This window comes from Alcanivorax sp. IL3 (assembly GCF_047495465.1).
GTDB lineage: Bacteria > Pseudomonadota > Gammaproteobacteria > Pseudomonadales > Alcanivoracaceae > Alcanivorax > Alcanivorax jadensis.
In genome coordinates this window covers 2,286,019-2,308,609 of sequence record NZ_CP179931.1, presented here as the reverse complement: position 1 = coordinate 2,308,609, position 22,591 = coordinate 2,286,019, and the positions used below count along the sequence as shown (strand labels likewise).

The 22,591-nt window shown below is 59.9% G+C and carries 19 protein-coding genes; 13 read left to right on the top strand and 6 right to left on the bottom strand.

Going from position 1 to position 22,591, the window contains the following annotated elements:
* The first annotated feature begins 265 nt into the window (after nt 1–265).
* The 3 genes from ACMG4M_RS10750 (at nt 266) to ACMG4M_RS10740 (ending at nt 3,636) form a co-directional block, all read left to right on the top strand.
* A complete protein-coding gene (locus ACMG4M_RS10750) occupies nt 266–1,432 on the top strand; it encodes a sulfotransferase (protein WP_414429962.1) in 1,167 nt (388 codons plus the stop codon).
* 292 nt (nt 1,433–1,724) lie between these two features.
* Nucleotides 1,725–2,903 carry a glycosyltransferase gene (locus tag ACMG4M_RS10745; RefSeq protein WP_414429961.1) on the top strand — a complete coding sequence of 393 codons (1,179 nt, stop codon included), beginning with the start codon at nt 1,725–1,727 and terminating at the stop codon, nt 2,901–2,903.
* Nucleotides 2,884–3,636 carry a polysaccharide deacetylase family protein gene (locus tag ACMG4M_RS10740; RefSeq protein ID WP_272975351.1) on the top strand — a complete coding sequence of 251 codons (753 nt, stop codon included), beginning with the start codon at nt 2,884–2,886 and terminating at the stop codon, nt 3,634–3,636. Before ACMG4M_RS10745 ends, ACMG4M_RS10740 begins: the two co-directional genes overlap by 20 nt.
* Before the next feature lie 26 nt (nt 3,637–3,662).
* Here the strand turns inward: ACMG4M_RS10740 and yecR are convergent, their stop codons facing one another.
* The 4 genes from yecR to ACMG4M_RS10720 form a co-directional block, all read right to left on the bottom strand.
* Nucleotides 3,663–3,989, bottom strand: coding sequence for a YecR family lipoprotein (gene yecR, locus ACMG4M_RS10735; RefSeq protein WP_035247277.1), 327 nt, complete (start codon nt 3,987–3,989; stop codon nt 3,663–3,665).
* A gap of 90 nt (nt 3,990–4,079) precedes the next feature.
* On the bottom strand, nt 4,080–4,973 hold the full coding sequence (locus ACMG4M_RS10730; protein WP_272975352.1) for a carbon-nitrogen hydrolase: 894 nt from the start codon (nt 4,971–4,973) through the stop codon (nt 4,080–4,082).
* 22 nt (nt 4,974–4,995) lie between these two features.
* Nucleotides 4,996–6,003 carry an agmatine/peptidylarginine deiminase gene (locus ACMG4M_RS10725; protein WP_035247283.1) on the bottom strand — a complete coding sequence of 336 codons (1,008 nt, stop codon included), beginning with the start codon at nt 6,001–6,003 and terminating at the stop codon, nt 4,996–4,998.
* Nucleotides 6,004–6,045: 42 nt separating this feature from the next.
* Entirely contained in the window at nt 6,046–6,915 is an 870-nt protein-coding gene (locus ACMG4M_RS10720; RefSeq protein ID WP_414429960.1) for a hypothetical protein, read from the bottom strand.
* A gap of 169 nt (nt 6,916–7,084) precedes the next feature.
* Here ACMG4M_RS10720 and ACMG4M_RS10715 point away from each other — a divergent pair, with 169 nt between their 5' ends.
* Nucleotides 7,085–8,320 (top strand): lipoprotein-releasing ABC transporter permease subunit, encoded by a 1,236-nt coding sequence (locus tag ACMG4M_RS10715; protein ID WP_035247288.1) that lies wholly within the window; start codon nt 7,085–7,087, stop codon nt 8,318–8,320.
* Entirely contained in the window at nt 8,313–9,017 is a 705-nt protein-coding gene (gene lolD, locus ACMG4M_RS10710; RefSeq protein ID WP_035247290.1) for a lipoprotein-releasing ABC transporter ATP-binding protein LolD, read from the top strand. Before ACMG4M_RS10715 ends, lolD begins: the two co-directional genes overlap by 8 nt.
* Here lolD and ACMG4M_RS10705 read toward each other — a convergent pair.
* Nucleotides 9,000–9,575 carry a DUF2062 domain-containing protein gene (locus tag ACMG4M_RS10705; RefSeq protein WP_335627724.1) on the bottom strand — a complete coding sequence of 192 codons (576 nt, stop codon included), beginning with the start codon at nt 9,573–9,575 and terminating at the stop codon, nt 9,000–9,002. The two genes, lolD and ACMG4M_RS10705, sit on opposite strands and share 18 nt — an antisense overlap.
* A gap of 298 nt (nt 9,576–9,873) precedes the next feature.
* Between ACMG4M_RS10705 and ACMG4M_RS10700 the strand changes: the two genes are divergently transcribed.
* The 8 genes from ACMG4M_RS10700 to murB all read left to right on the top strand — a co-directional run bounded on the left by ACMG4M_RS10700 (nt 9,874) and on the right by murB (nt 18,396).
* Nucleotides 9,874–12,099, top strand: a complete 2,226-nt coding sequence (locus ACMG4M_RS10700; protein ID WP_272962941.1) for a DNA internalization-related competence protein ComEC/Rec2 — start codon at nt 9,874–9,876, stop codon at nt 12,097–12,099.
* 85 nt (nt 12,100–12,184) lie between these two features.
* Nucleotides 12,185–12,814: a MotA/TolQ/ExbB proton channel family protein gene (locus tag ACMG4M_RS10695; RefSeq protein ID WP_035247298.1), complete on the top strand. Its 630-nt coding sequence runs from the start codon at nt 12,185–12,187 to the stop codon at nt 12,812–12,814.
* A complete protein-coding gene (locus ACMG4M_RS10690; protein ID WP_035247299.1) occupies nt 12,811–13,236 on the top strand; it encodes an ExbD/TolR family protein in 426 nt (141 codons plus the stop codon). The genes ACMG4M_RS10695 and ACMG4M_RS10690 overlap by 4 nt, the downstream gene beginning before the upstream one ends.
* On the top strand, nt 13,233–14,975 hold the full coding sequence (msbA, locus tag ACMG4M_RS10685) for a lipid A export permease/ATP-binding protein MsbA (RefSeq protein WP_035247301.1): 1,743 nt from the start codon (nt 13,233–13,235) through the stop codon (nt 14,973–14,975). Before ACMG4M_RS10690 ends, msbA begins: the two co-directional genes overlap by 4 nt.
* 7 nt (nt 14,976–14,982) lie before the next feature.
* The gene (lpxK, locus tag ACMG4M_RS10680; RefSeq protein WP_414429959.1) at nt 14,983–15,972 is read left to right on the top strand and encodes a tetraacyldisaccharide 4'-kinase; all 990 of its coding nucleotides are present in this window, start codon (nt 14,983–14,985) and stop codon (nt 15,970–15,972) included.
* A gap of 152 nt (nt 15,973–16,124) precedes the next feature.
* Nucleotides 16,125–16,898, top strand: a complete 774-nt coding sequence (kdsB, locus tag ACMG4M_RS10675) for a 3-deoxy-manno-octulosonate cytidylyltransferase (RefSeq protein WP_272975357.1) — start codon at nt 16,125–16,127, stop codon at nt 16,896–16,898.
* Entirely contained in the window at nt 16,895–17,368 is a 474-nt protein-coding gene (locus tag ACMG4M_RS10670) for a low molecular weight protein-tyrosine-phosphatase (protein WP_272962944.1), read from the top strand. The genes kdsB and ACMG4M_RS10670 overlap by 4 nt, the downstream gene beginning before the upstream one ends.
* Entirely contained in the window at nt 17,365–18,396 is a 1,032-nt protein-coding gene (gene murB / locus ACMG4M_RS10665) for a UDP-N-acetylmuramate dehydrogenase (protein WP_414429958.1), read from the top strand. The genes ACMG4M_RS10670 and murB overlap by 4 nt, the downstream gene beginning before the upstream one ends.
* Before the next feature lie 272 nt (nt 18,397–18,668).
* Here the strand turns inward: murB and rne are convergent, their stop codons facing one another.
* On the bottom strand, nt 18,669–21,941 hold the full coding sequence (gene rne / locus ACMG4M_RS10660; protein WP_414429957.1) for a ribonuclease E: 3,273 nt from the start codon (nt 21,939–21,941) through the stop codon (nt 18,669–18,671).
* Nucleotides 21,942–22,591: the final 650 nt, after the last annotated feature.

The window sequence follows — 22,591 nt, the reverse complement described above, 5'->3', positions numbered from 1 at the left end:
GCCATTTTCAGCAGTAACCCGAAGGGCCGGGCCCCTTTTTCCGCCAGCCCGAGATTGCGCTTGTTTATGTAGAGCGACTACACGGCACAATCGCAATCACGACCTGGCGAAAAAATTGACTCCGGCGCGGCCGCGTATAGATCCCAAACAGGTTCTTGGAGAAAGATGACAGCGCTATGACTCGGAGACAAGAGGCAAAATTGTCATTTTTATGACATGGGCGAGGCGTAGCGTGCACGCTGCATGGAATAGCCGGGAGAACGGTTTGGCAGTACTGAAACGCTATGTGCATTTTTTTGTGATGAGCTGGCTGCCGGCCTACGATGGTCGGGCAGGGCGGTTTTCCCTGCAGCGGCTGCTGGTGATGGCGCTGTTCTGGCCCCTGTTTCTGCTGGTGCAGGCCATCAATGGCTTGGGCCTGTTGCTGGATTATTTGCTGTTTCCTGATTTTCGTCGCGTCCAGGTGCGTGAGCCGCTTTTTGTGGTGGGCGTGCCCCGCAGCGGTACCACCTTCCTGCATCGCCTGCTGGCCATGGACGAACGCTTTACCACCACGGCCCTGTGGGAACTACTGTTTGCCCCGTCGATTACCCAGCGCTATTTCTGGACCGCTATTGCCCGCCTTGATGGATGGATTGGCCGGCCGGCGGGGCGCTTGCTGTTATGGATCGAGCGGCGTCTGCTCGGAGGTTTGGATGGCGTGCACAAGACCGGGCTGCTGGACCCGGAGGAAGATTACCTGGCATTGATTCCGGTGTGGGGCTGCTTCCTGCTGGTACTCTCCGTGCCGGTGCCGGCCCTGTGGCGTCTCACCTATCTGGACCGGGATGGCACCGACAAGGAAAAGCAGAGGCTGATCGCGGCCTATCGGCGTTTTGTGCAGCGGCATCTTTATTTTCATGGCAGCCACAAACAACTGCTGTCCAAGAACCCGTCGTTCACGCCGTGGATGGCGACCCTGGCGGAGGCCTTTCCGGATGCCCGCTTTATCGGTTGTGTCCGCAACCCCAGTGCGGCGGTGCCATCACAGATCAATTCCATCCTGATTGGCGCGCGCCTGTTTGATGGCCGTGACACCACCGATTACTGGCGCCAGGGCTTTATGGCCATGCTCGATTATTACTATCGCCATGTACTTGAGGTGCTGGAAAGCCTGCCACCGGAACGCCAGGCCCTGTCGGTGATGGAGCAACTGGCACCGGCACCGGCAGAAATCGTGCTGGCGTTTTATCAGCGTTTTGGCTGGCAGCCCGACGACACTTTTCGGCAACGGCTTGAAGCACAAGAGCGCAAGGCAAAACAGTACCGCAGCGGCCATCATTACAATTCGGACGAACTGGGCGTAAGCCCCCATGAACTCGACCATGTCTTCGGCTGGGTTTATGAACGTTTCGGATACCCATCTCCCAACACTGATGAAAAACCCCTGTAGGAGCGCCGCTTGAGGCGCGAATCTACTTGCCTCATCAGCCGCGAGTCACGAGAAGCGCGACCCCCACGAATAGATTTTTGCTTTTCGAAACTTGCTTCTCGCAACTTGAAACGGTTTTGGTTCGAGCCTCAAGCGGCGCTCCTACAGCGGCGTTGTAGATGTTACGGAATCGCGCCGCCAGCCACGCTCCTACAGCGACTTCTGGGTTTCGTTACATCTTGTCGCAATTACACCGTCATGGCGCGGCAATCCTGTCACATTATCGACATGAGTGGCGCTGATACTGGCGTTCATGGATACCAAAGAGCTACGCATACTGTTTGTGGTGGATGCGATCAAGGGTCGGAATGGCGTCGGCGCCTACTTCCAGGATCTGGTCTCGCATCTCAAGGACCATGTGGCACAGGTGGAACTGGTGCAGCCCTGCATGGAGGAACCGCATCCTTGCCAGGGCGCATCCATGCCAATCCCCGGCGACCCCACCCAGCGACTCTTTTTTCCCAAGGTGCGTGAACTGAGCGCCCTGGTCTGGGAAATGAAACCCCACGTTATCGTGATTCCCGGCCCCGGTATTTTTTCCATGATCGGTTACTGGATCGCCCGCAAGTGGGGCATCCCGGTCTGCGTCACCTTCCAGACCGATTACAACCGCCTGGTGGAACTGTACTGGGGGCGCCGCCTGGCCAGGCTAGCCGGTGGCCTGCTCAACTGGGTCAACCGCACCTTGTTCCAGGGTAGTGAAACCGCCGCCACCATCTGTGAATCCATGATCGCCCAGGCCCGCGCCGCCGGTGCCCGTAATCCGCAGTTGGTGGGCACACCGCTGGCCCGGGAATTTGTGAATACGCCTGTCACCCGGTTGCATGACAGCGTAAGGCGGGTCTGTTATGTGGGCCGGCTGGCGGCGGAAAAGAATATCGAATCCTTTCTGGCCCTGGCCGCGTCACGGCCGGATTTGCAGTTCGAGGTGGCCGGTGACGGGCCACTGCGCAGCAAGGTAGAACAGGCCTGTAAGGCGTCTGCCAATCTGACCTTTCACGGCTGGTGTAGCCGCCAGCAGGTGGTGGAGATTCTCGATCGCTGCCAGGTACTGGTGCTGCCGTCCTCGGTGGAAGCCTTCGGTACCGTGGCGCTGGAAGCCATGGCCCGGGAGCGGTTGGTAATCACCACACCGGCTTGCGGCATCAACGAATGGCCGGCGCTGGCAGCGGGGCTGTGGATCATGGAACCCATGGAAAGCCTGAACCAGACCCTGGACCGGCTGCAGTCGCTGAGCCCGGTAGTGCGCGACCTGAAGGCGAAACAGGCCCGGCAGGCGGCACTGGGCATGAACCGGGACGCCATCGAACACTGGGCCGGGGTGCTGGGCCAATGTGCGCAGATGGCACCGGCTGCCAATCGCTCCCTGCCTTCCCCGACCCTGGCGCTGCTGCGCCGCTTGAGCAGCAACTATGCCCGCAGCGCCCTCTGATCCGCTACCGGCACCTCGCGCCCTGATATCCATCCACGATGTGATGCCGGAAACCCGCGAGCAAGTCAGCCAGATTCTGGCTCTGCTGCCCCAGGGGCCACAGGCGATCACCCTGCTGGTAGTGCCGGGGAGCAACTGGCAAACGGCGGATCTGGACTGGCTGCATCAGCTCCAGCAGCAGGGATACCCGCTGGCCGGCCATGGCTGGCTGCATCGCTGTGAGCCACCCATCAGTCTCTATCATCGCCTGCACAGTCTGCTGCTGTCGCGACGAGTGGCGGAGCACTTGTCCTTGTCTGCCAGTGGTATAGAGGCTCTCATGATGCAGTGTCATCGCTGGTTTGCGCAGCAGGGGCTGAAAACCTGTGATCTTTATGTGCCGCCGGCCTGGGCCATGGGGTCAATCAGTCGTGCTCAGCTGGCGGCTATGCCTTTTCGCCTGTTCGAGACGCTGACGGGCGTTTTTGATGCCAGAGCACAACAGATGCATCCACTGCCTTTGGCAGGATTCGAGGCGGATACGCTGCTTAGAGAGTGGTTTTTACGGGGCGTTAATCACTTGAACTGGCGCAGAGCCTGCCACACTGGGCAAGCCCTGCGGATCGGCATTCACCCTCATGACCTGTCATTACGGCTGGGTCATCAGGTTATCCCGATGTCGAGGGCGGTATCGGCCAGCCTGACGTATCAGGATGCGGCAAGCGGTTGCCCTGTGATCACACCGAGCGGATAAAACACCCGCCGGCTAGCGGGTGCGGCTTATTGCTGGGATTGCTGGGCCTTGGCCGTGCACTGGAAGGTAGTGCTCAGGGTCCAGGCGATACAATCGCCGTCCTGGGTTTCTGTCTTGCAGGATTTGCTGGGAGTGTCGGAGGGCAGCGCGCCGTTGTAACCCCAGCTTTGGCACTGTGCGCTGGCTTTCTGCAGGCCCTGTTGCCAGTCCACCTTGGGGCTTTGCATCAGGCTGTAGTCATAGGACATGACCACGGTGCCTTCGGACTGGTTGCCATCGCTAACCATCATGGCAGAGGGTGCTGCGCAACCGGCGAGCAAGGCTGCAATAAAGAGAGCGGATAGACGGGTCATTGTGGGCTCCATATGAAATAGCGGAAAACAGGGAAGGTACTTTCCGGCAACGTTGCCCTCAAGGGGCTTTCTGTAATGTTGTCGAGCGGGTCAATCCCGGTAACGCTTGGGCAGATCGCCGTAGGCATCCACCCGCCGGTCACGCAGATAGGGCCAGATGCGGCGTACGGACTCGCTGCGTTGCATGTCCACGTCGGCGAGCAGCACCTGTTCGCTGTCGCTGTCTGCCTGAGCCAGGAATTCGCCCTGGGGGCCGCAGACGAAACTGTTGCCCCAGAACTGGATGCCGCTCTCACCCACCGGGCTTTGTTCGAAACCGGTACGGTTGGCCACCAGTACTGGCAGGCCGTTGGCGATGCCGTGGGCGCGCTGGATGGTGATCCAGGCGCTGAGCTGGCGCTGTTTTTCCCCGTCATCGTCACTGGGGTCCCAACCGATGGCGGTGGGGTAGAGCAGCAGGTCGGCACCGGCCAGAGCCATCAGACGCGCCGCTTCCGGGTACCACTGATCCCAGCAGACCAGCAGGCCCAGTTTGCCGACACTGGTTTCGATAGGGCTGAAGCCGCTACGGCCATCGTTGAAATCTGCATCCCCCGGGGTGAAGTAGAACTTCTCGTAGAAGCCCGGATCATCGGGGATGTGCATCTTGCGATAGATCCCCGCCAGGCTGCCGTCCTTTTCCAGAACAACGGCGGTGTTGTGATAGAGGCCGGTGGCTCGCTTTTCGAACAGGCTGCCGACGATGACAATGTCCAGTTCTTTGGCCAGCGCCCCCAGCGTATCGGTGCTGGGGCCAGGGATGGTTTCTGCCAGATCAAACACGGCGGTGTCTTCGGTCTGGCAGAAATACAGGCTGCGGTGCAATTCCTGCAGAAGTACCAGCTCGGCGCCCTTGTCAGCGGCCTCGCGAACCAATGCCAGGGAATGATCCAGGTTGGCTTGCAGATCACTGTGGTTTTTCTGCTGGATAACGGCCACGCGCATGAGTATCTCCTAAAAACCTTGTTCAGACCGCGCCACGGGGCAATTGCATGGTGACACAATGCAGGCTGCCGTGTTGTTCGATCAATACCCGACAGTTTACCGGAGTCACCTGGCGGTCACCGGATACGCTCTGCAAGGCATCAATGGCCTGCTGATCCGTATCGCAGCCATAAATGGGCAGCAGGATTTTCTCATTGGTAATAAGGAAGTTGGCATAGGTGGCCGGCAGTCGCTCGCCTTCCCGGTTGAACTGCGGGGTGGGCAGGGGCAGGGGCACCAGTGTCAGGTTGTGTTGCCGGGCCAGTGTCTGTAGCTCGTGCTCCATGGCGGCCAGGCTGGCGTAGTGGCTGTCGGCCTGGTTCCGGCATTGCACATAGGCGATGGTGCGGGTATCCACGAAGCGCGCCAGCGTGTCCACATGAGCGTCGGTGTCGTCGCCTTCCAGCTCGCCGTGATCCAGCCACCAGATATCGGTAACGCCCAGCTGTTCCTTGAGCAATGCGACCAGCTCTGCCTCGGACAGGTCCGGGTTGCGGTTGGGATTGCGCAGGCAATGGCGTGTGGTCAGTAGATTGCCTTGGCCGTCGGTGTCGATGGCGCCGCCTTCCAGTACCAGCGAGGGACTGTGCAGTGGCAGTTGCCAGGGCAGACGACGGTTCAGGGTATTGTCCTTGTCGGCGTCAAATTTGCCGCCCCAGCCGGTAAAGGTGTAATCCAGCAGCTCAACGTTACCGTTATCTTCCACAGCAATGGGGCCGAAATCCCGGGCCCAGGTATCGTTGTAGTCGGCAATGATCAGTTCAAGGCGCTCTGTATCCAGGCCGCGATCGGCGGCGAGGGTTTTGACGCGTTGTTCGCTGGCAGTATCACGGCATACCAGCCGCACCTGCTGATGATCCAGCAGGGCGGCGAGTAGATCCAGATAACAGTGTTCGGCGTCGGCCAGATGATTCACCCAATCGGTGTGGGTGTCGGGCCAGGCCAGCAGCACCCCCCACTGGGGGTGCCATTCAGGAAGAAGTCGGCGCATGCTCGGGAAGTCCGCTAGGAGGGGGCGATGCGCGCGAGTTTGCTACCGGCGTGCATCCCAGTCAATAGAGAAGCCGCCTTGCGATTCTTCCTCCACTTCCTCGACCTTTTGCTCGGCCTCGTCAGCCTGTTTTTCGGCATCAGCCACAGCATCAGCTGCTTGTTCTTCTAGCTGCTTGGCTTCGGCTTTTGCTGATTCAGCGGTTTCTTCGGCCTGTTGCTCCAGCTGTTGCTGCTTTTTGGCAGCAGCCTGCTCGGGAGTCACTTCGCCGGCGATGATGATGCGACCGGTAACCGGGTCAAAGCGGAATTCGCTATCGGCCGGGGGTTGCTCTTTGGATTGGGGCGCGGTGGCCGGTTCTGTTGGTTCTGTTACCGCCTCCGGTCCATCCTCTGTAACGTTGGCTTGTGGCTTGGGAGCTGGTTCGGGTTCTGGCGCCGGCTCAGGGGGCTGTTGCGGGGCTTCTGGTTCAGGGGCCTCGATGGTGGCAGGTTGTTGCTCGGCCGGGGCGTCTTGTTTCGTTTCCGCTCCAACAAAGCTGCCGCTCACCGGGTCGAACATGGGCGGCGCGGCGCTCTCCGGCGCTGCTTGCTGTTCTTGTTCGGTGTCGGCTGTGGTTTCTTCAATGGCAGGCAGCTGTTGGGTGCCGGACACCACATCCGGTGCGGCACTGGCCGGGCGATCGACCACAGTATGCAGGCTGATGCCGTTTTCGAAGTAGACGGTGAAGCCGTCGTAGTTCCAGCGGGTAATCGCCGGTGAACCCACCGGGCCCTGGACGGAGGCAGGTGAACCGAAGTCTGCCCGTACTTGCGCTTCTGGCATACCGCGTTGGGGAGTCTCTGCGGCCAGGGCTGTAACCGGCATGGCCAGCGCTGCCGAGGCTAGCAGCGTCATTATTGTTGTCTTCATTTTTTCCCCCGGCGAGATGTATTTTCTTTCGATATTAGAAAGTTACAGACGCTTATTCAACCATTTTGCTAGATCATGAGCGCGGGCGCTGTTCACAAAGCAGAATTTGTAATGTAGCAGTTTTCCAGAGCCGTGGTATTTGTCTTTGGTTTCGGGTTAAATGCGCTGCATGTTTCGACCTCTATCCTTTTATGTGGGGCTGCGCTACACCGGCGCCCGCGCCCGCAACAGCTTTATTTCCGTGATTACGCTGATTTCCGCATTGGGTTTGATGCTGGGGGTTGCCGTACTGATCACGGTCCTTTCCGTTATGAATGGTTTTGACCGGGAATTGCAGACGCGCATTCTTGGCATGGTCACTCATTTGTCCGTGCAGGGGCGCGAGCCGGTCGAGGACTGGCAGGCGCTGGCCAATCGGCTGGGGCACCACGATGAGATTGAAGCCGTGGCGCCCTTTGTGGAACTGGAGGGTATGCTCAGCCATCGCGGCAATGTGGCGGGTGCCATGATCAATGGCATCGAGCCCCAGGCCGAGCGAAAGGTGTCCATCGTCGGCGACTTCATGGAGCAGGGCGAGCTGGAAAAGCTGGCCCCCGGCGAGTTTGGCATGGTGCTAGGCTATGGGCTGGCCCGTCGTCTCGGCGCCGAACTGGGGGACAAGGTTACCCTGGTACTGCCGGAAGCCACCATTTCCCCTGCCGGGGTGATGCCCCGTTTCAAGCGTTTCACCGTCACCGGGATATTCCGGGTGCGGGCGGAAGTGGATTCCCTGTATGCCTACATCAATGTGCAGGACGCCGCCAAGCTGGCCCGCCAGGCGGGGACTGTACAGGGCGTGCGGCTGAAGCTTGATGACCTGTTCAGTGCCCCGGCCATGGGTTGGACGCTGCAGCAGGAACTGGGCCCCAATTACTACACTCGCGACTGGACCCGCAGCCACGGCAATTTGTTCCAGGCTATAAAGATGGAAAAAACCATGATGACGCTGTTGCTCAGCTTTATCGTGGCGGTGGCGGCGTTCAATATCATTTCCAGTCAGGTGATGCTGGTCACTGAAAAGCGCGGCAATATTGCGGTGCTGCGTACCCTGGGGGCTTCGCCGGGTACCATCATGCGGATTTTCATGGTGCAGGGCACCGTGATCGGCTTTGCCGGTACCTTGCTGGGAACCGGCCTTGGCGTGCTGCTGGCCACCAATGTCAGCAAGTTGGCTGAGTGGGTAGAGAAGACCTTCAATACCCGGCTTTTTGACGCCTACTTCGTTAACTATCTTCCTTCGGAGCTGCAGTGGTCGGATGTGATCACTATCGTCTCCATTGCCCTGGTGATCAGCTTTTCTGCCACCCTATACCCATCCTGGCGTGCCAGCCGGGTGCAACCGGCGGAGGCCCTGCGTTATGAATGATTCCCGCAACGCCACCGGCACCGGTATCGTGCTGCAAGCCGAAAAATTGGTGAAAAGTTACGACGAAGGGAACAACGAACTGGAAGTGCTCAGCGGTGTGGATCTGACCGTGACCCAGGGGGATATTCTGGCAATCATCGGCACCTCCGGCTCGGGCAAGTCCACCTTGCTGAATCTACTGGGAGGGCTGGATCGGGCAACCCGGGGCAGTGTTTCCATTGCTGGCAATGCGCTGGCGACCATGAGTGATCGTGATACCGGCAAGCTGCGCAACCGCTATCTGGGTTTCGTCTACCAGTTTCATCACCTGTTACCGGAATTCACTGCGTTGGAGAATGTGGCCATGCCACTGCTGATTCGCGGTGACAGTCCGGCAAGCTGCCAGGAGAAAGCGGCGGCTACTCTGAAGAAGGTAGGGCTGGAGCATCGTCTCAAGCACAAGCCGTCGGCACTGAGTGGCGGGGAGCGCCAACGAGTCGCTATTGCTCGGGCTCTGGTAACCGAGCCGGCCCTGGTGATGGCAGATGAGCCTACCGGCAATCTGGATGAACGTACCGCTGCCCATGTGCAGTCACTGATGCTGGAACTCAACGACACCCTGGGTACCGCTTTCATGATCGTTACCCACGATCGCGAATTTGCGTCACGCTGCCCGCAACAATACGAGTTACACGACGGGTTATTGCGGCGGCTCTGAGTCGTCGTCCTCTTTCGCTTCCTGTTCTTCCTGCTTGCGAGCTTCGCGTCGCAGCACCCTGGCGCGGCGGTGGGCACGCAGGTTCCAGCTGCGTACCACGGCCAGCCGCCAGGCCACTTTCACGGCGGCATAGGCGAGCCCGCCAAACACCACTGCGCAAAGCGTTGACCCCAGCCATAGCGGCACCAGTTGTTCTACAAACCAGGCCACGGTGATGCCTTGGCCGCTATGGGGTGGCATGCCCAGCATCCAGGCGCCAATCCGGTAGGTGAAATAGAAAATCGGTACATAGGTGACCGGATTGGAGATCCACACCAGCACCACCGACAGCGGCAGGTTGCAGTGGAAGCGCACAGCGAGCAGAGCGGCCAGCCCCATCTGCAAGGGGATGGGTAGCAGGGCAGTAAAGACCCCGATAAATGCGGCACCGGCCAGTGAGCGCCGGTTGATGTGCCACAGGTTCGGATCGGCCAATACCTCACCCAGAAAGCTCAGCGCTTTGTGTTCGCGCAGGCGATCCGGTTTTGGCAGGTATTTTCGGAAGATCCGTTTTGGCATGAACTCACGTCTGCAGACCGTGTCGGGAGAATCCCGTGAATGTCGTGTCGGTATCAGCTTAGGTGCCCGGCAGGCTGGGTACCACCCGACTTGTGTTATGCGTTGGGAGCCTCTTCAGAGGTTTCATGGCGCATGGCGGGCATGAAATAGCGTCAGAAACTTACCTGGCTGAACCCCGCGGGTGGCTATTATGCCCGGATCGGAAAAAAAGGCATACACCTACACGGGGCTTTGTGTCTCCTGGACATCATACAAAGACTGACCGTGAAGAAAGCGACTATTTTCCACGGGAGCAGGGATGCGATTGTGGTGCTTATCGGCGGCGCTGGCGGCAGCATGCTGGCTGGGCCTGTTGTGGCCGCTGCTGGTACTGGTGGTAGTAGCGGTTCTGGGTTGGCGGCGCGGGCGGCGTTGGCTGGTGTGGTTGCCGCTGTTGTGGTGTTACGGCGTTGTACAACTGAACAGTGGCGTGTCATCAAGGCTGCCTGCTTCCCTGGAAGGGGAAACCCTGGTCATGCAAGGCAAGGTGGTGGGGTTGCCGGCCACGGTCAACGAGTTTCGTTTCGGTCGCTGGCGGTATCGCCAGACGCTGACGCTGGACGTTTGGGGTGCCACCCGCTGGCCCGGCATGCATCGTATCCGGGTCAACGCCTATGAACTGCCGGTGCAGGTGAAGGCAGATCAGCGACTGGCGCTGATGGTGAAGTTGAAGGCGCCCCGTGGGGTCTACAATGCCACCGGCGTGGATGCGGCCCGGCGGGATCTGGCTGCGGGCATTGATGCCCGGGGTACCGTGCAGTCGTGGACGGTGCAGGGTGGTGACAAGGGACTGGATCGTTGGCGACAGTGGTTGTCGGACCTGGTGGCGGAACGGGTATCCGTGTCGCCAGCGGGTAGAGCGATCCTGCCGGCACTGGTGGTGGGCGACCGGTCGCGGTTGTCCAGCGAGCTGTGGCAGCAATTTCAGATCACTGGTGGCGCCCACCTGCTGGCCATTTCCGGCCTGCATATCGCCATTGTCGCCGGTTGGTTCTGGTGGTTGGGGCGCTGGCTGCTGGGGCCGATGATGCAGCGCCTGTTCCCAGTTTTAACCGTGTTTACGTTGCAGCAACTGGCCTGGGGGCCGGCACTGCTGGCAGCTCTGGGTTATGCCGCCCTGGCCGGGTTCAGTCTGCCAACAGTACGCGCCGTGATTATGCTGGCGGTGGTAGCGGTGGCGCAGTGTGCTCGCGTGTCAGTGCCATTGTGGAAGAGCCTCGGGGTGGCGCTGTTGATGGTGCTACTGCTGTTCCCTTTGTCGGCGCTTTCGGAAAGCCTGTGGTTGTCGTTCGGCGCAGTGGCTGCCATTGCCATGCTGGTGACCAGTCATGGTGCCCGCTGGTTACTGGTGCTGCTGCCGGTGATGATGGCCATGCTCGGTGCCATTCTGTTCCAGCAATGGTCGATCAGTGCGCCCTTGGCCAATCTGTTTCTGATCCCCTTGTATACCTGCATAGTGGTGCCGCTGGCCTTGCTGGGCAGCCTGTTGCAGCAGGGCTGGATTCTGCAGGGGGCGGCCACTGGCACGGAGTTGTCTGTGTGGCTCATGGCATCGCTGGCGTCCTCGACCAGTGGCTGGCGGTTGCCGTTGCCAACGGCAACCAGTGGGCTGTTTGCGATGCTGGCACTGGCTCTGCTGCTGATGCCGGCATTGCCGTTTCCTCGGCGGTTGCTGCCGATCCTGTTATTGCCCTGGTTGTGTCAACGAGCAGCGCCATTGTCTGAGGGTGATTGGGAGTTGGTGGCGTTTGATGTGGGGCAGGGGCTGGCGTTAGCGGTGCGCACCCGGGAACATCTGCTGATTTACGATAGCGGGCCGTCATGGCCTGGTGACAGCATGGCCCGGCGCATTATCCTGCCATGGCTGGCCCGTCAGGGGCTGACGCCCGACCGCATTATTATCAGCCACGGGGACAATGATCATGCCGGTGGCATGAAGGTGTTAGCCGGCATGGCACCAGTGTCCAGCGGTGAACCGCAACGTGTGCCGGGTAGCGAGGCGTGTCGTGCGGGGCAGCAGTGGGGCTGGGATGGCGTGACGTTTACGCTGCTGTGGCCCGGGCCGGAGGTGGTGCCGGGCAACGAGTCGAGTTGTGTGCTGCAGGTGTCCGGTGCCGGGAGCTCGTTGCTGATACCCGGTGATATCGGCAAGCAGAGTGAGTATCGATTGCTGGGTTCGCTGCCGCGTGCGGATTTGCTGGTGGTGGCACACCATGGCAGTAGCAGCAGTACCAGTGCGGCCCTGTTGAGACAGGTGCAGCCCGCCTATGCGCTGGTCAGTGCCGGTTATCGGAATCGTTTTCGTCATCCGCACCCGCAGGTGCTGCAACGGCTGGGCAATGCCGGGGTCACAGTTCTGCGCACCGATCGGGATGGCATGATTGTGTTTCGCTGGGGTGCCGCTGATAATGTGCCGCTTATAACAACATGGCGCCAATTTCGTGAAAGACCCTGGCACCGGCCAGCGGCCTGGCGTTTCTGGTAATGATTAACCTGAAGTCATGGCTTCAGGTTCAAATTAACCCGACGGCGCTCTGAAAACGACGCTGTGAGTGAGGGGAGAAGTTAAGGTGCAGGATCTTGTGCAGTCCGGGGGTTGGATGATGCTCCCGATCTTGATCTGTTCGGTGGTGGCTCTGGCCATTGTGGTGGAACGTTTCTGGACCCTGCGTCCGAGCAAGTTGGCGCCGGCGGATACCGTGCCGCAGGTGCAGACGCTGCTCAAGCGGGGTCTGCTCAACGAGGGCAATCTGGTCAAGCTGCGTGACAGCTCGCCGCTGGGCCGCATTCTGGCTACCGGGTTGGCCAATGCCCGCCATGGCCGCGAGATCATGAAAGAAAGTATCCAGGAAAGCGCCACCATCGTGGTGCATGAACTGGAAAAGTTTCTCAGCACTCTCGGCTCCATCGCTGCCATCACGCCGCTGCTGGGCTTGCTGGGTACCGTGATCGGCATGATTGATGTTTTTGCCGCCATCATGATGCATGGCACTGGCGATGCGGCCCAGTTGGCCGGCGGTATTTCCCAGGCGCTGTTGACCACCGCTGCCGGTCTGGTGGTGGCGATTCCAGCCATTTTCTTCCACCGTTTCTTTGTGCGTCGCGTGGAAGAAATCACCATGGAACTGGAGCAAAGCGCTGTGCATGTGGTGGATCTGGTACACGGTGATCGTGAGGCGGACCCGGGGGGCAAGGCGTGAAGTTTCCCCGGCCCAGCCAGGAGGAAATCAGCGTTAACCTGACACCGCTTATTGATGTGGTGTTTCTGCTGCTGATTTTCTTCATGGTCTCTACCACGTTTGATGACAAGACCCAGTTGTCCATCACGCTGCCGGAGGCGGAAGCAGCGCCGTTGGCGCAGTCTTCGGACCAGGTTGAGGTGACGATTACGTCGACCGGCGATTATCTGGTCAACGGCGAAAAGCTGGCGGCCAGTGATAGCAAGACGCTACGCACCGCGCTGTTGAAACTGGGGCAGGAAAAAACCGACTTGCCGTTGCAAATCTATGCGGATGCCAATGTGGCCTATCAGTCGGTGGTTCGCGTTTATGACGTGGCCGGACAGCTGGGTTTTGTTAAGCTGTCGCTCACTACTCGCGAATCTCCCAACGAGGCACAATGAGTCAATCCTCTGTGGACGTGTGGCCGACCTACAAGCGGCTGCTCAGTTATGTTCGACCGTACTGGTTGATGCTGGTCATCAGTGTCATCGGTTACGCGCTGTACGCGGCGACTCAGGCCGGCGCTGCCCAGCTTGCCGGCTTCCTTGGTGAAACCATTGTCGAGCCCACGGAGACCCGGGTTTTGCTGGTATCCATCGCGCCATTGGTGCTGGTGATTTTTCAGGGCCTGGGTCAGTTCATGGGTAGCTACTCCATGAATTGGGTGGCGCAGCAGCTGGTGTATGTATTACGCAATGACGTGTTCGGCCATGTGTTGCGTTTGCCCCAGTCGGAATATCATCGCAATGCGTCCGGGCGCATCATGTCGAAAATAATTTTCGACGCCCAGCAGGTCACCAGTGCCGGTACCGATGCCATCATTGTGATCATCCGTGAAGGGCTTACGGTGATTGGGCTGACCTCCTTTCTGCTCTGGCAGAACTGGAAGCTGACTCTGATTCTGGTGGCCGTGGCGCCGTTGATTGCCTTGGTCGTGAATATTACCAGCAAGCGGTTTCGTAAGATCAGTCGTCGTATCCAGTCTTCCATGGCGAACATTACCCATTTTCTCGGCGAAGCCATCGAGGGCAGCGGGGAAGTGAAAATCTTTGGCGCCCAGGAGCAGGAAGCCGATCGGTTTCATGGCGTTAGCCGCAGCTTTGCCAAGCAGAATGTGAAGCTCAATGCCAGCAAGATTGCCAGCACGGTAATCGTGCAGCTGTTTGTGGCAGTGGGCATCGGTGCGATCACGTTTCTCTACATCAATCTGATGGGCGAAGATCTTTCCGTAGGTGGTTTTCTGTCCTATATCGCCGCTGCCGGCATGATTCAGAAGCCGCTCAAGCAGCTTACGGATGTGAACGTAAAAGTGCAGCGTGGGGTGACCGGTGCCTCCAGTCTTTTCGAGTTGCTGGATACTGAACAGGAAGAGGACGCCGGTACCTATGTGCTGCCAGCCAAGGCGCGGGGGGATATCGAATTTGACGGCGTCACCTATGGGTATGATCCGGCGCAGCCGGTTCTCAGGAATTTGAGTTTCTCTATCAAGTCCGGTGAAACCGTGGCGCTGGTCGGGCGGTCCGGGGCAGGGAAGAGCACCATCAGTGCCATGTTGCCTCGCTTCTTCGATCCGGATCAGGGGCGCATTCTGCTGGATGGCGTACCGCTGCCGGATATCCAGCTCACCGACCTGCGTCACCAGATTGCCATGGTCAGTCAGCGGGTAGTGCTGTTTAACGATACCGTGCGCAACAACATCGCTTATGGCGAGCTCCGTGGTGTGGATGATGCGGCGATTGAACAGGCGGCCCGTGACGCTCATGCCTGGCGCTTTATCGAGCAGCTGGAGCATGGCCTGGAAACCCGGCTGGGGCAGGACGGCGTACAGCTTTCCGGTGGCCAGCGCCAGCGTATCGCCATTGCCAGGGCATTGCTGAAAGACGCGCCGATCCTGATTCTGGATGAAGCCACCAGTGCCCTGGATACGGAATCCGAGCATCATATTCAGCAGGCGCTGGAGCAGGTCATGGTCGGGCGCACTACCCTGGTGATTGCCCACCGCCTGTCGACCATCGAGAAAGCCGACCGGATTCTGGTACTGGATCAGGGCCAGTTGATCGAGCAGGGGTCACATCAGGAACTGCTGAACAAGAATGGCCTTTATACCCAGCTGTATCGCATGGATTTTGCCGAGGAGTAAGTCGGCCATGGGCTCATTGAGCGAATGGATTCAACAGGGCTGGTATAAGGGTAGCCCGTGGCTGGTTCCACTACGGCCGCTTTCCATGCTGGTGTCCCTGGAGGCCAAGCGACGCCTGCAACGGTTTCGCAAGGAAAAGCCCTCGCCGCCGGTGCCGGTATTGGTGGTCGGCAATATTACCGTGGGCGGCACTGGCAAGACGCCGTTGGTGATTGCCCTGGTGCAGGCCGCCGTTGCCCGTGGCTTGAAGGTGGTGGTGGTGTCTCGGGGATTCGGCGGCAAGATCGATCACTATCCCCATCTGGTCACCGCGGACAGCAATGCACTGGAGGTAGGCGATGAGCCTGTGCTGATCGCCCGCCGCACCGGCGTTCCGGTGATTCTGGACCCGGATCGTCGCAATGCACTGGACGTGGCCATCCGCGATCACGCTCCGGATCTGGTGATCAGCGATGACGGTCTGCAACATTACGCCCTGCCGCGCAGCGCAGAAATTGTGGTGGTGGATGGTCAGCGTGGTCTGGGCAATGGCCGCTGCCTGCCGGAAGGCCCGCTGCGAGAGCCGGCGACCCGCCTCAAGGAAGTGGATTTCGTGGTCAGCACCGGAGGTGGCTGGAGTGGGGCGCACCCGATGATCATGCGCCCCGCAGACATCACCTCCCTGGCTACGGGCGAAACACTGGATCATCAGGCATTCTTGCGCGAGCACCCCCAGGTCCACGCGGTGGCCGGCATCGGCAACCCCAAGCGGTTTTTTAATCTGCTCAGCATTCTCGGCCTGAGCGCCACCCCCCATGTGTTCCCGGATCATCATGCTTTCCAGCCAGCGGATCTGGCGTTTGCCGATGGCCTCCCGGTGCTGATGACCGAAAAGGATGCGGTAAAATGCGCCCCCTTCGCCGAACCGCACTGGTGGTACCTGCCGGTGACGGCCAGTCTGCCGGAAGGGTTGCTGGAGCAGATGCTGGACCGGGCGCTGGGCACATCGCCAGAGTGATCAATTCGATTGTGTTGTAGGAGCCATGCTCGCATGGCGAACCAGCGGAGGGGCAATGAGCTGCCTGTCTATCGAGGATCACCCGGTTCGCCATGCAAGCATGGCTCCTACAGAGAGCATCAACGCTATTTGGTAAGAAAAGAGGAAGGACGATGAGTTTTTATGTGGTGGTGCCTGCCCGTTATGCATCGACTCGCTTGCCGGGCAAGCCGCTGGCGGATATCGCCGGCAAGCCCATGGTGGTGCGGGTGGCCGAGCGTTGTCAGCAAAGTCAGGCAGGGCAGGTCTATGTAGCCACCGATGATAGCCGTATTGCCGAGGCTCTGGATGGGCAGGTACCGGTGGTCATGACCCGGGAGGATCACCCTTCCGGTACCGACCGTCTTCAGGAAGTGGCCGCCAAACTGGAATTGGCCGATGACGATATCATCGTCAATGTGCAGGGTGACGAGCCATTGATCCCGCCGTCGGTGATCAATCAGGTGGCCGCCAACCTGGCCGCCAATCCTTCCTGCCAGATGGCCACCTTGTGTGAGCCCATCGAAGACGCAGACCATCTGTTCAACCCCAATGTGGTGAAAGTAGTGTTTGATGATGATGGTCGGGCACTCTATTTTTCCCGGGCGCCGATTCCCTGGCATCGTGATGCCTTTGCCGACGGTAGCCGGGATATCAGTGGTGAGCGTTTTGCGAAAGGTGAATGGTGGAGACACATTGGTATCTACGCTTACCGGGTGTCATTTCTGCACCAGTATGTGCAATGGCCGCCAGCGAAACTGGAGCAGTTGGAGTCCCTGGAGCAGCTGCGGGCCATGGCCAATGGCGTAGCGATTCACGTGGCACCGGCCATTGAGGCGGTACCGGGCGGTGTGGACACTCAGGAAGACCTGGAGCGTTTGCGTACGCAACTGGGAGGGCAGGCATGACAGTGTCCGTGCTTTTTGTCTGCCTGGGTAATATCTGCCGCTCACCCACCGCCGAGGCGGTCTTTCGTGAGCGTGTGATTGCCGCCGGTCTGGAAGAGAAAATCCGTATCGACAGCGCCGGCACCGGAGACTGGCATATTGGCCGTGCCCCGGACCCGCGAACCCGGGAAGCGGCGGCCCGCCGAGGCTACCAGATGGATTCCTTGCGTGCTCGCCAGGTGGGCCCGCAGGACTTCTACGAGTTTGACGTGGTGCTGGCCATGGACAATGCCAATCTGGCGGATCTGCAGGCCATGCAACCGGCAGATGTCACGGTCACGCTGGGGCGCTTTCTGGATTACGCCAGCGGTGCCTCCGTGAGCGAGGTGCCGGACCCTTACTACGGCGGTGAGGACGGCTTTGATCGTGTCCTGGATCTGATTGAAGGCGGTGCCGACGGTCTCCTGGATGCGCTGCGAGAGCGCCTATGAGTCTGCTCCAGCCGTCGTTAGTGGAAACCGATGCGGATCTGAGCGAACTCAATACCCTGCGTTTGCCCGCCCGTGCCCGACGACTGGCCAGGCCGGTCACCCTGGATGCCCTGGAACAGGTGCTGGCCGAGCGTGATCCGGCCGAATCGTTGCAGGTGATCGGCGAGGGCAGCAATCTGGTGATTCACGGTGATTTACCGGGCCTCACCCTGTGTCCGGCCATGGATGGTATGGCCCGGGTGAAAGAGGATGCGGAGTTCGTCTGGGTTGCCGCCGGGGCCGGGGTACACTGGGATGATCTGGTGGCCTGGACGGTGGAGCAGGGGTGGCAGGGGCTGGAAAACCTGTCGCTGATTCCCGGCACCGCCGGGGCAGCACCGTTCCAGAATATCGGTGCCTATGGAGTGGAGCTGTCCCAGGTGCTGGAGCAGGTTACCGTGATGGAAGTGGCCAGCGGCCGGGTAACGCACTTTGCTGCCGAAGAATGTGAATTCGCCTACCGGGACAGCCGCTTCAAAAGTCGCGACCGGGGCCGCTATGTAATTACCGGTATCGAGTTGCGCCTTAACAAGCTGCCGGCCTGTAATGTGAGTTATGGTCCCCTCAAGGATCACTTTGCGCACCTACCAGTCGAGGATGTGTTGCCGGCGGCGGTGCGTGAGCGGGTAATTGCCGTGCGCCAGAGCAAATTGCCCGACCCGGCGGTACTGGCCAATGCCGGCAGTTTCTTCAAGAACCCGGTGGTGAGTGTCGACAAGGCGGGACAACTGAAAAAGAGCTTCCCGGGCCTGGTGGGCTATGAGCAGCCCGAGGGCATCAAGCTGGCCGCTGGCTGGCTGATCGAACAGGCTGGCTGGAAAGGGCGCAGGCTGGGTCCCGTGGGCATGCATAGTGAGCAGGCCCTGGTGCTGGTTAACCACGGTGGTGGCACCAGTGAAGATGTGTTGGCACTGGCCTCTGCCGTGCGTCGGGATGTCTGGGAGTGTTTCGGTGTCAGCCTGGAGCAGGAACCGATCCTGCTGCCGTAGAAGCGCGCAACTGAGCCGCTGTAGGAGCGTGCTTGCACGCGAAAAAGGAGCGGCTGCTGGCAGCCTCCTGCAACGGAACGCCGAACGCTGAATTTCTCCCCACTGTCACAGATTGCGTAGGGTGCACTGAGCCTAAGGCGAACTGCACCATTCAAACGCCGGATTGGTGCAGTTCGCCTTAGGCTCAGTGCACCCTACGTCTTGGGAGCAGCGCCCATAAAAAAGCCCCGCTAAAGAGCGGGGCTTTTTTATGGGCGAAGTATCAGCTTACCTCAGGATTCTGAGGAAGCGTCCTCTTCTGCGGCTTTGGCGGCGGCTGCCGCTTCTGCCTGTTGCTGCCGGCGGCGCTGGCGCGGGTCGTTGCTGGCCCGGCCCATCTCTGCGGCGGCGGGTTTGGCTTCGGCGCGTACCGCTTTCACCTCGGTGGCCCGGCTCGGTAGCTCATTGGCTTCCGGCTTGGGCGCATCTTTCGGCTTTTCCGCTTCACGGGGGGCTGGCGCGGTGCGCTGGTAGCCCGGTTGACGCGGATCATTGCTGGCACGGACCGTGGCATCATCCTCGGCGGCGCTTTCTTCTGCCACCGGTTCGCTGGCGGTCGGCTTGTCTTCCACTTGAGCCGGAGCGGGAGCTTCTGCAGCGGGCGCCTCGGCGGGAGTTTCTGCCTTGGCCGTGTCCTGCGCTTGTGGCTCGGGTTGCTCAGTTGCTTCGGCTGTGGCCGCTTGCGGTGCAGCGGCGGGCTGCTCCGCTTTGGGCTCGGCGGCTTTCGGTGTTTCCGCCTGGGGAGCCTCAGCTTCCTGGGCCGGTTTTTCCTGGGCTGGTTTCTCTGCAGCAGGCGCTTGCGCTGCCGGTTTGTCGGCCTGTTCCTCGGGCGCTTCAGCTTGCGGTTCCGCTGGAGCCTGTACTTGTGGCTCTGCTTTTGCCTGCTGCTCGGGCTGCGGTTCTGCTTTCGGCGCTTGCGGCTTTTCTGCGACCGGAGCCGCGGCGGCAGGCTGCTCTGCTGTTTGCGCGCTGGAGTCTTTCTCTACCTTTTCGGCTTTGGCCGTTTCCTGAGCCTGTGCCGGCTTGGCAGCGCTTTGAGTCTCAGCTTTCTCGGTATTCTCAACCTTGGTAGCTGCCTGAGGCTGCTCACCAGCAGTCGGTTCCTGTGCTGGAACCAGCTTCGCCGGCGGATGGCCTTCGTTGTCCATCACCGTTGGCGGGGCAGGGGTACGGGCCGGCTGAGCCTGCTGGGGCTTCTGCTCGCCAGCGGGTTTGTCGCCATTGACTGCGGATTTTGCCGGACGCTGACGTTCGCGCAGCGGACGATCATCCTTGGCATCGTTGCGGCGGGACGCCTTGGGGCCCTTGCTGTCGCTGTTGCCTTCGGTGTTGTCCTGCTGCTGGGGCTTCTTGTTGCGTGGCTTGTTGCCGCCGTCGCTCTTGTCGCCCTTGTTGTCGTTGCGACCGTCATTGCGGCCTTCATTGTTGCGACCGTCGTTACGGTTGTCGCCGCCACGGTTGTCGTTGCGATTACGACGGTTGTCGTTACGGCCGCGACGTTCGTTGCGGTTGTCGTCCTTGTTGTCGCCGGAGCGGTCTGCAGAACGGTTGTCGCCACGATTGTCAGACTGGCGGTTGTCGCTCTTGCGATTGCCACCGTCCTTGTCGTTCTGGCGTTTGTTGCGCGGGTTGCGATTATCGTTATCGCCACCCTTGCCGCCGCTCTTGCCTGCATCCTGCTTGTTACGGTTGTCGTTACGGTTGCGGTTGTTGCCGCCGCGACCACCGCGGGTGTTCTGCTGGCGCGAGCTACCCTTGCCCTGGGGCTGGGGTTTCTTGGCCTTGGGCTGCTTGGGTTCGCTGGTAAAGATCTGCGCCAGCCAGGTGAAGAAACGGGCCAGGATGCCTAGATTTTCTGTAGGGGTAGCCGCGGGTGCCGGAGCCGGTTTCGGCGGCGGCGGGGCGGTGTCCGGTGCCATCAGTTTGACGGCCGGCTCCTGGGTCTTGATTTCGGTATCCTGGGCGGAGGCGATATCCGCATCCTTGTTCCCTTCCAGCAGTTCCAGTTCATGGCTGGGCTGGGCGATGGTCTGGTCATCACGAATCCGTTCCACCTCGAAATGCGGGGTTTCCAGATTCTGGTTGGGGATGATGACCACGCGAACATTGTGCGCATCTTCAATGGCGCGCAGGGGTTCGCGTTTCTCGTTAAGCAGGTAGGTGGCGACGGCCACCGGCACCTGGGCCTGGATCTCGCCGGTGCGCTCCTTCATCACCTCTTCTTCAATGAGGCGCAGGATGCTCAGAGCCAGGGATTTCACATCACGGATGTGGCCCTGACCGTTACAGCGCGGGCAAACAATGCTGGAGGTTTCCCCCAGGCTCGGGCGCAGCCGCTGACGGGACAGCTCGAGCAGACCGAAGCGGGAAATGCGGCCCAGCTGGATACGGGCGCGGTCGGCCTCCAAGGCATCGCGCATGCGATTTTCCACGTCCCGCTGGTTGCGGGCCGGACCCATGTCGATGAAGTCCACCACGATCAGGCCGCCGATATCACGCAACCGCAACTGGCGGGCGATTTCATCCGCTGCTTCCAGGTTGGTGTTCAGGGCGGTTTCCTCGATGTCCGCGCCTTTGGTGGCACGGGAGGAGTTGATGTCGATGGACACCAGCGCTTCGGTGGGATCGATAACAATGGAGCCACCGGAAGGCAGCTTCACTTCGCGCTCAAAGGCGGTCTCGATCTGGGACTCGATCTGGAAGCGAGAGAACAGCGGGGTTTCGTCGCTGTACAGTTTGATCTTGTGCTGGAAGTCCTGCATCACCTGCTGCACGAAGCCCTGGGCCTCGTCGTAGACTTTTTTGGAGTCGATCAGGACTTCGCCGATGTCCTTGCGCAGGTAGTCGCGGATAGCACGGATGATGACGTTGGATTCCTGATAGATCAGGAAGGGCGCCTTGCGATCCTTGGAGGCATCGTCGATGGAGTTCCACAACTTCAGCAGGTAGTTCAGGTCCCACTGCAGTTCCTCGGCGCTGCGTCCCAGGCCGGCGGTACGAACGATCACACCCATTTCATCGGGGATGGTCAACGCGCCCAGGGCTTCCTTGAGCTGCTGGCGTTCTTCACCCTCAATGCGACGGGAAATACCGCCGGCACGGGGGTTGTTGGGCATCAGTACCAGATAGCGGCCGGCCAGGCTGATGAAGGTGGTGAGGGCGGCGCCCTTGTTGCCACGTTCTTCCTTGGCCACCTGAATGATGACTTCCTGACCTTCCTTGATCACTTCCTTGATGTTGATGCGACCCTGGATGTCTTTCGGGTCTTTCTGGAAGTACTGACGGGAAATTTCCTTGAGGGGAAGAAAGCCGTGACGATCGGCGCCGAAATCTACAAACGCGGCTTCCAGGGACGGTTCCACCCGGGTGATCTTGCCTTTATAGATGTTGGCTTTTTTCTGTTCACGGGTTCTGTGTTCGATATCCAGGTCATACAGCCGTTGGCCGTCGACCAGTGCCACCCGAACCTCTTCAGGGTGAGTGGCGTTAATAAGCATACGTTTCATGGTGCTACCACAAGTTTGTGGTGGCATGAGGCAGGGCCGGAATGTAACCGGTAGCAGACCAGGGGGAGTGCTGGCAGGCTTGTCACGGGCAGGGCGCACGCGGGGCGTGTTTGATCGCTTTCCTGGGTGATTATAGTGCCTGAGTCAGCAGCTCTCCGAGTTGTGTGCAATGTTTAGTGCGTAATCGTACTGACAATAGGCCAGCCTGTAATGCTTCACGCGATTGCCGTGGTTAGTTGTCACACAGCAATGTGTAAACTCTTGTCTGTCTGTTTTCCAGGTCGTTTGACCGGCGCTGCAGCCACCATCGTTAATGTTCAGGGTCCGTCATCGGACGCTGTTTAAACGGGTTCATCTGCAGCGTTTGCCCACACTGCAATCTGCGAATGGGCGATAACGCTTTATTGTAGACCTGAGGCGGGCTCTGTCTTCTCGGCTATGCCGGAGCGGGCCAGACGGCGAATGTTCGCTGCGCGTCGCCGTCGCCTATATTCAGGTCGACGCTTGACTATAGCAGCAAAAGCCAAGAGAGATCAATCAGATAGGGAAACAGTTGATAGTTGATAATTGACAGTTGATAGTTGCGCGGTATCGGCTCTCTGGGGCTTATAGGTGTGAGGCCGCGCTCATGATTTGGTACCAGTTTCTGG

Coding starts and splice junctions, on each gene's coding strand:
- lolD (WP_035247290.1), top strand. CDS start 8,313: ATGAATGATTCCCGCAACGCCACCGGCACCGGTATCGTGCTGCAAGCC.
- lpxK (WP_414429959.1), top strand. CDS start 14,983: ATGGGCTCATTGAGCGAATGGATTCAACAGGGCTGGTATAAGGGTAGC.
- ACMG4M_RS10725 (WP_035247283.1), bottom strand. CDS start 6,003: ATGCGCCGACTTCTTCCTGAATGGCACCCCCAGTGGGGGGTGCTGCTG.
- ACMG4M_RS10705 (WP_335627724.1), bottom strand. CDS start 9,575: ATGCCAAAACGGATCTTCCGAAAATACCTGCCAAAACCGGATCGCCTG.
- ACMG4M_RS10740 (WP_272975351.1), top strand. CDS start 2,884: ATGCCCGCAGCGCCCTCTGATCCGCTACCGGCACCTCGCGCCCTGATA.
- ACMG4M_RS10730 (WP_272975352.1), bottom strand. CDS start 4,973: ATGCGCGTGGCCGTTATCCAGCAGAAAAACCACAGTGATCTGCAAGCC.
- yecR (WP_035247277.1), bottom strand. CDS start 3,989: ATGACCCGTCTATCCGCTCTCTTTATTGCAGCCTTGCTCGCCGGTTGC.
- kdsB (WP_272975357.1), top strand. CDS start 16,125: ATGAGTTTTTATGTGGTGGTGCCTGCCCGTTATGCATCGACTCGCTTG.
- msbA (WP_035247301.1), top strand. CDS start 13,233: ATGAGTCAATCCTCTGTGGACGTGTGGCCGACCTACAAGCGGCTGCTC.
- ACMG4M_RS10720 (WP_414429960.1), bottom strand. CDS start 6,915: ATGAAGACAACAATAATGACGCTGCTAGCCTCGGCAGCGCTGGCCATG.
- ACMG4M_RS10715 (WP_035247288.1), top strand. CDS start 7,085: ATGTTTCGACCTCTATCCTTTTATGTGGGGCTGCGCTACACCGGCGCC.
- murB (WP_414429958.1), top strand. CDS start 17,365: ATGAGTCTGCTCCAGCCGTCGTTAGTGGAAACCGATGCGGATCTGAGC.
- ACMG4M_RS10670 (WP_272962944.1), top strand. CDS start 16,895: ATGACAGTGTCCGTGCTTTTTGTCTGCCTGGGTAATATCTGCCGCTCA.
- ACMG4M_RS10700 (WP_272962941.1), top strand. CDS start 9,874: ATGCGATTGTGGTGCTTATCGGCGGCGCTGGCGGCAGCATGCTGGCTG.
- rne (WP_414429957.1), bottom strand. CDS start 21,941: ATGAAACGTATGCTTATTAACGCCACTCACCCTGAAGAGGTTCGGGTG.
- ACMG4M_RS10745 (WP_414429961.1), top strand. CDS start 1,725: ATGGATACCAAAGAGCTACGCATACTGTTTGTGGTGGATGCGATCAAG.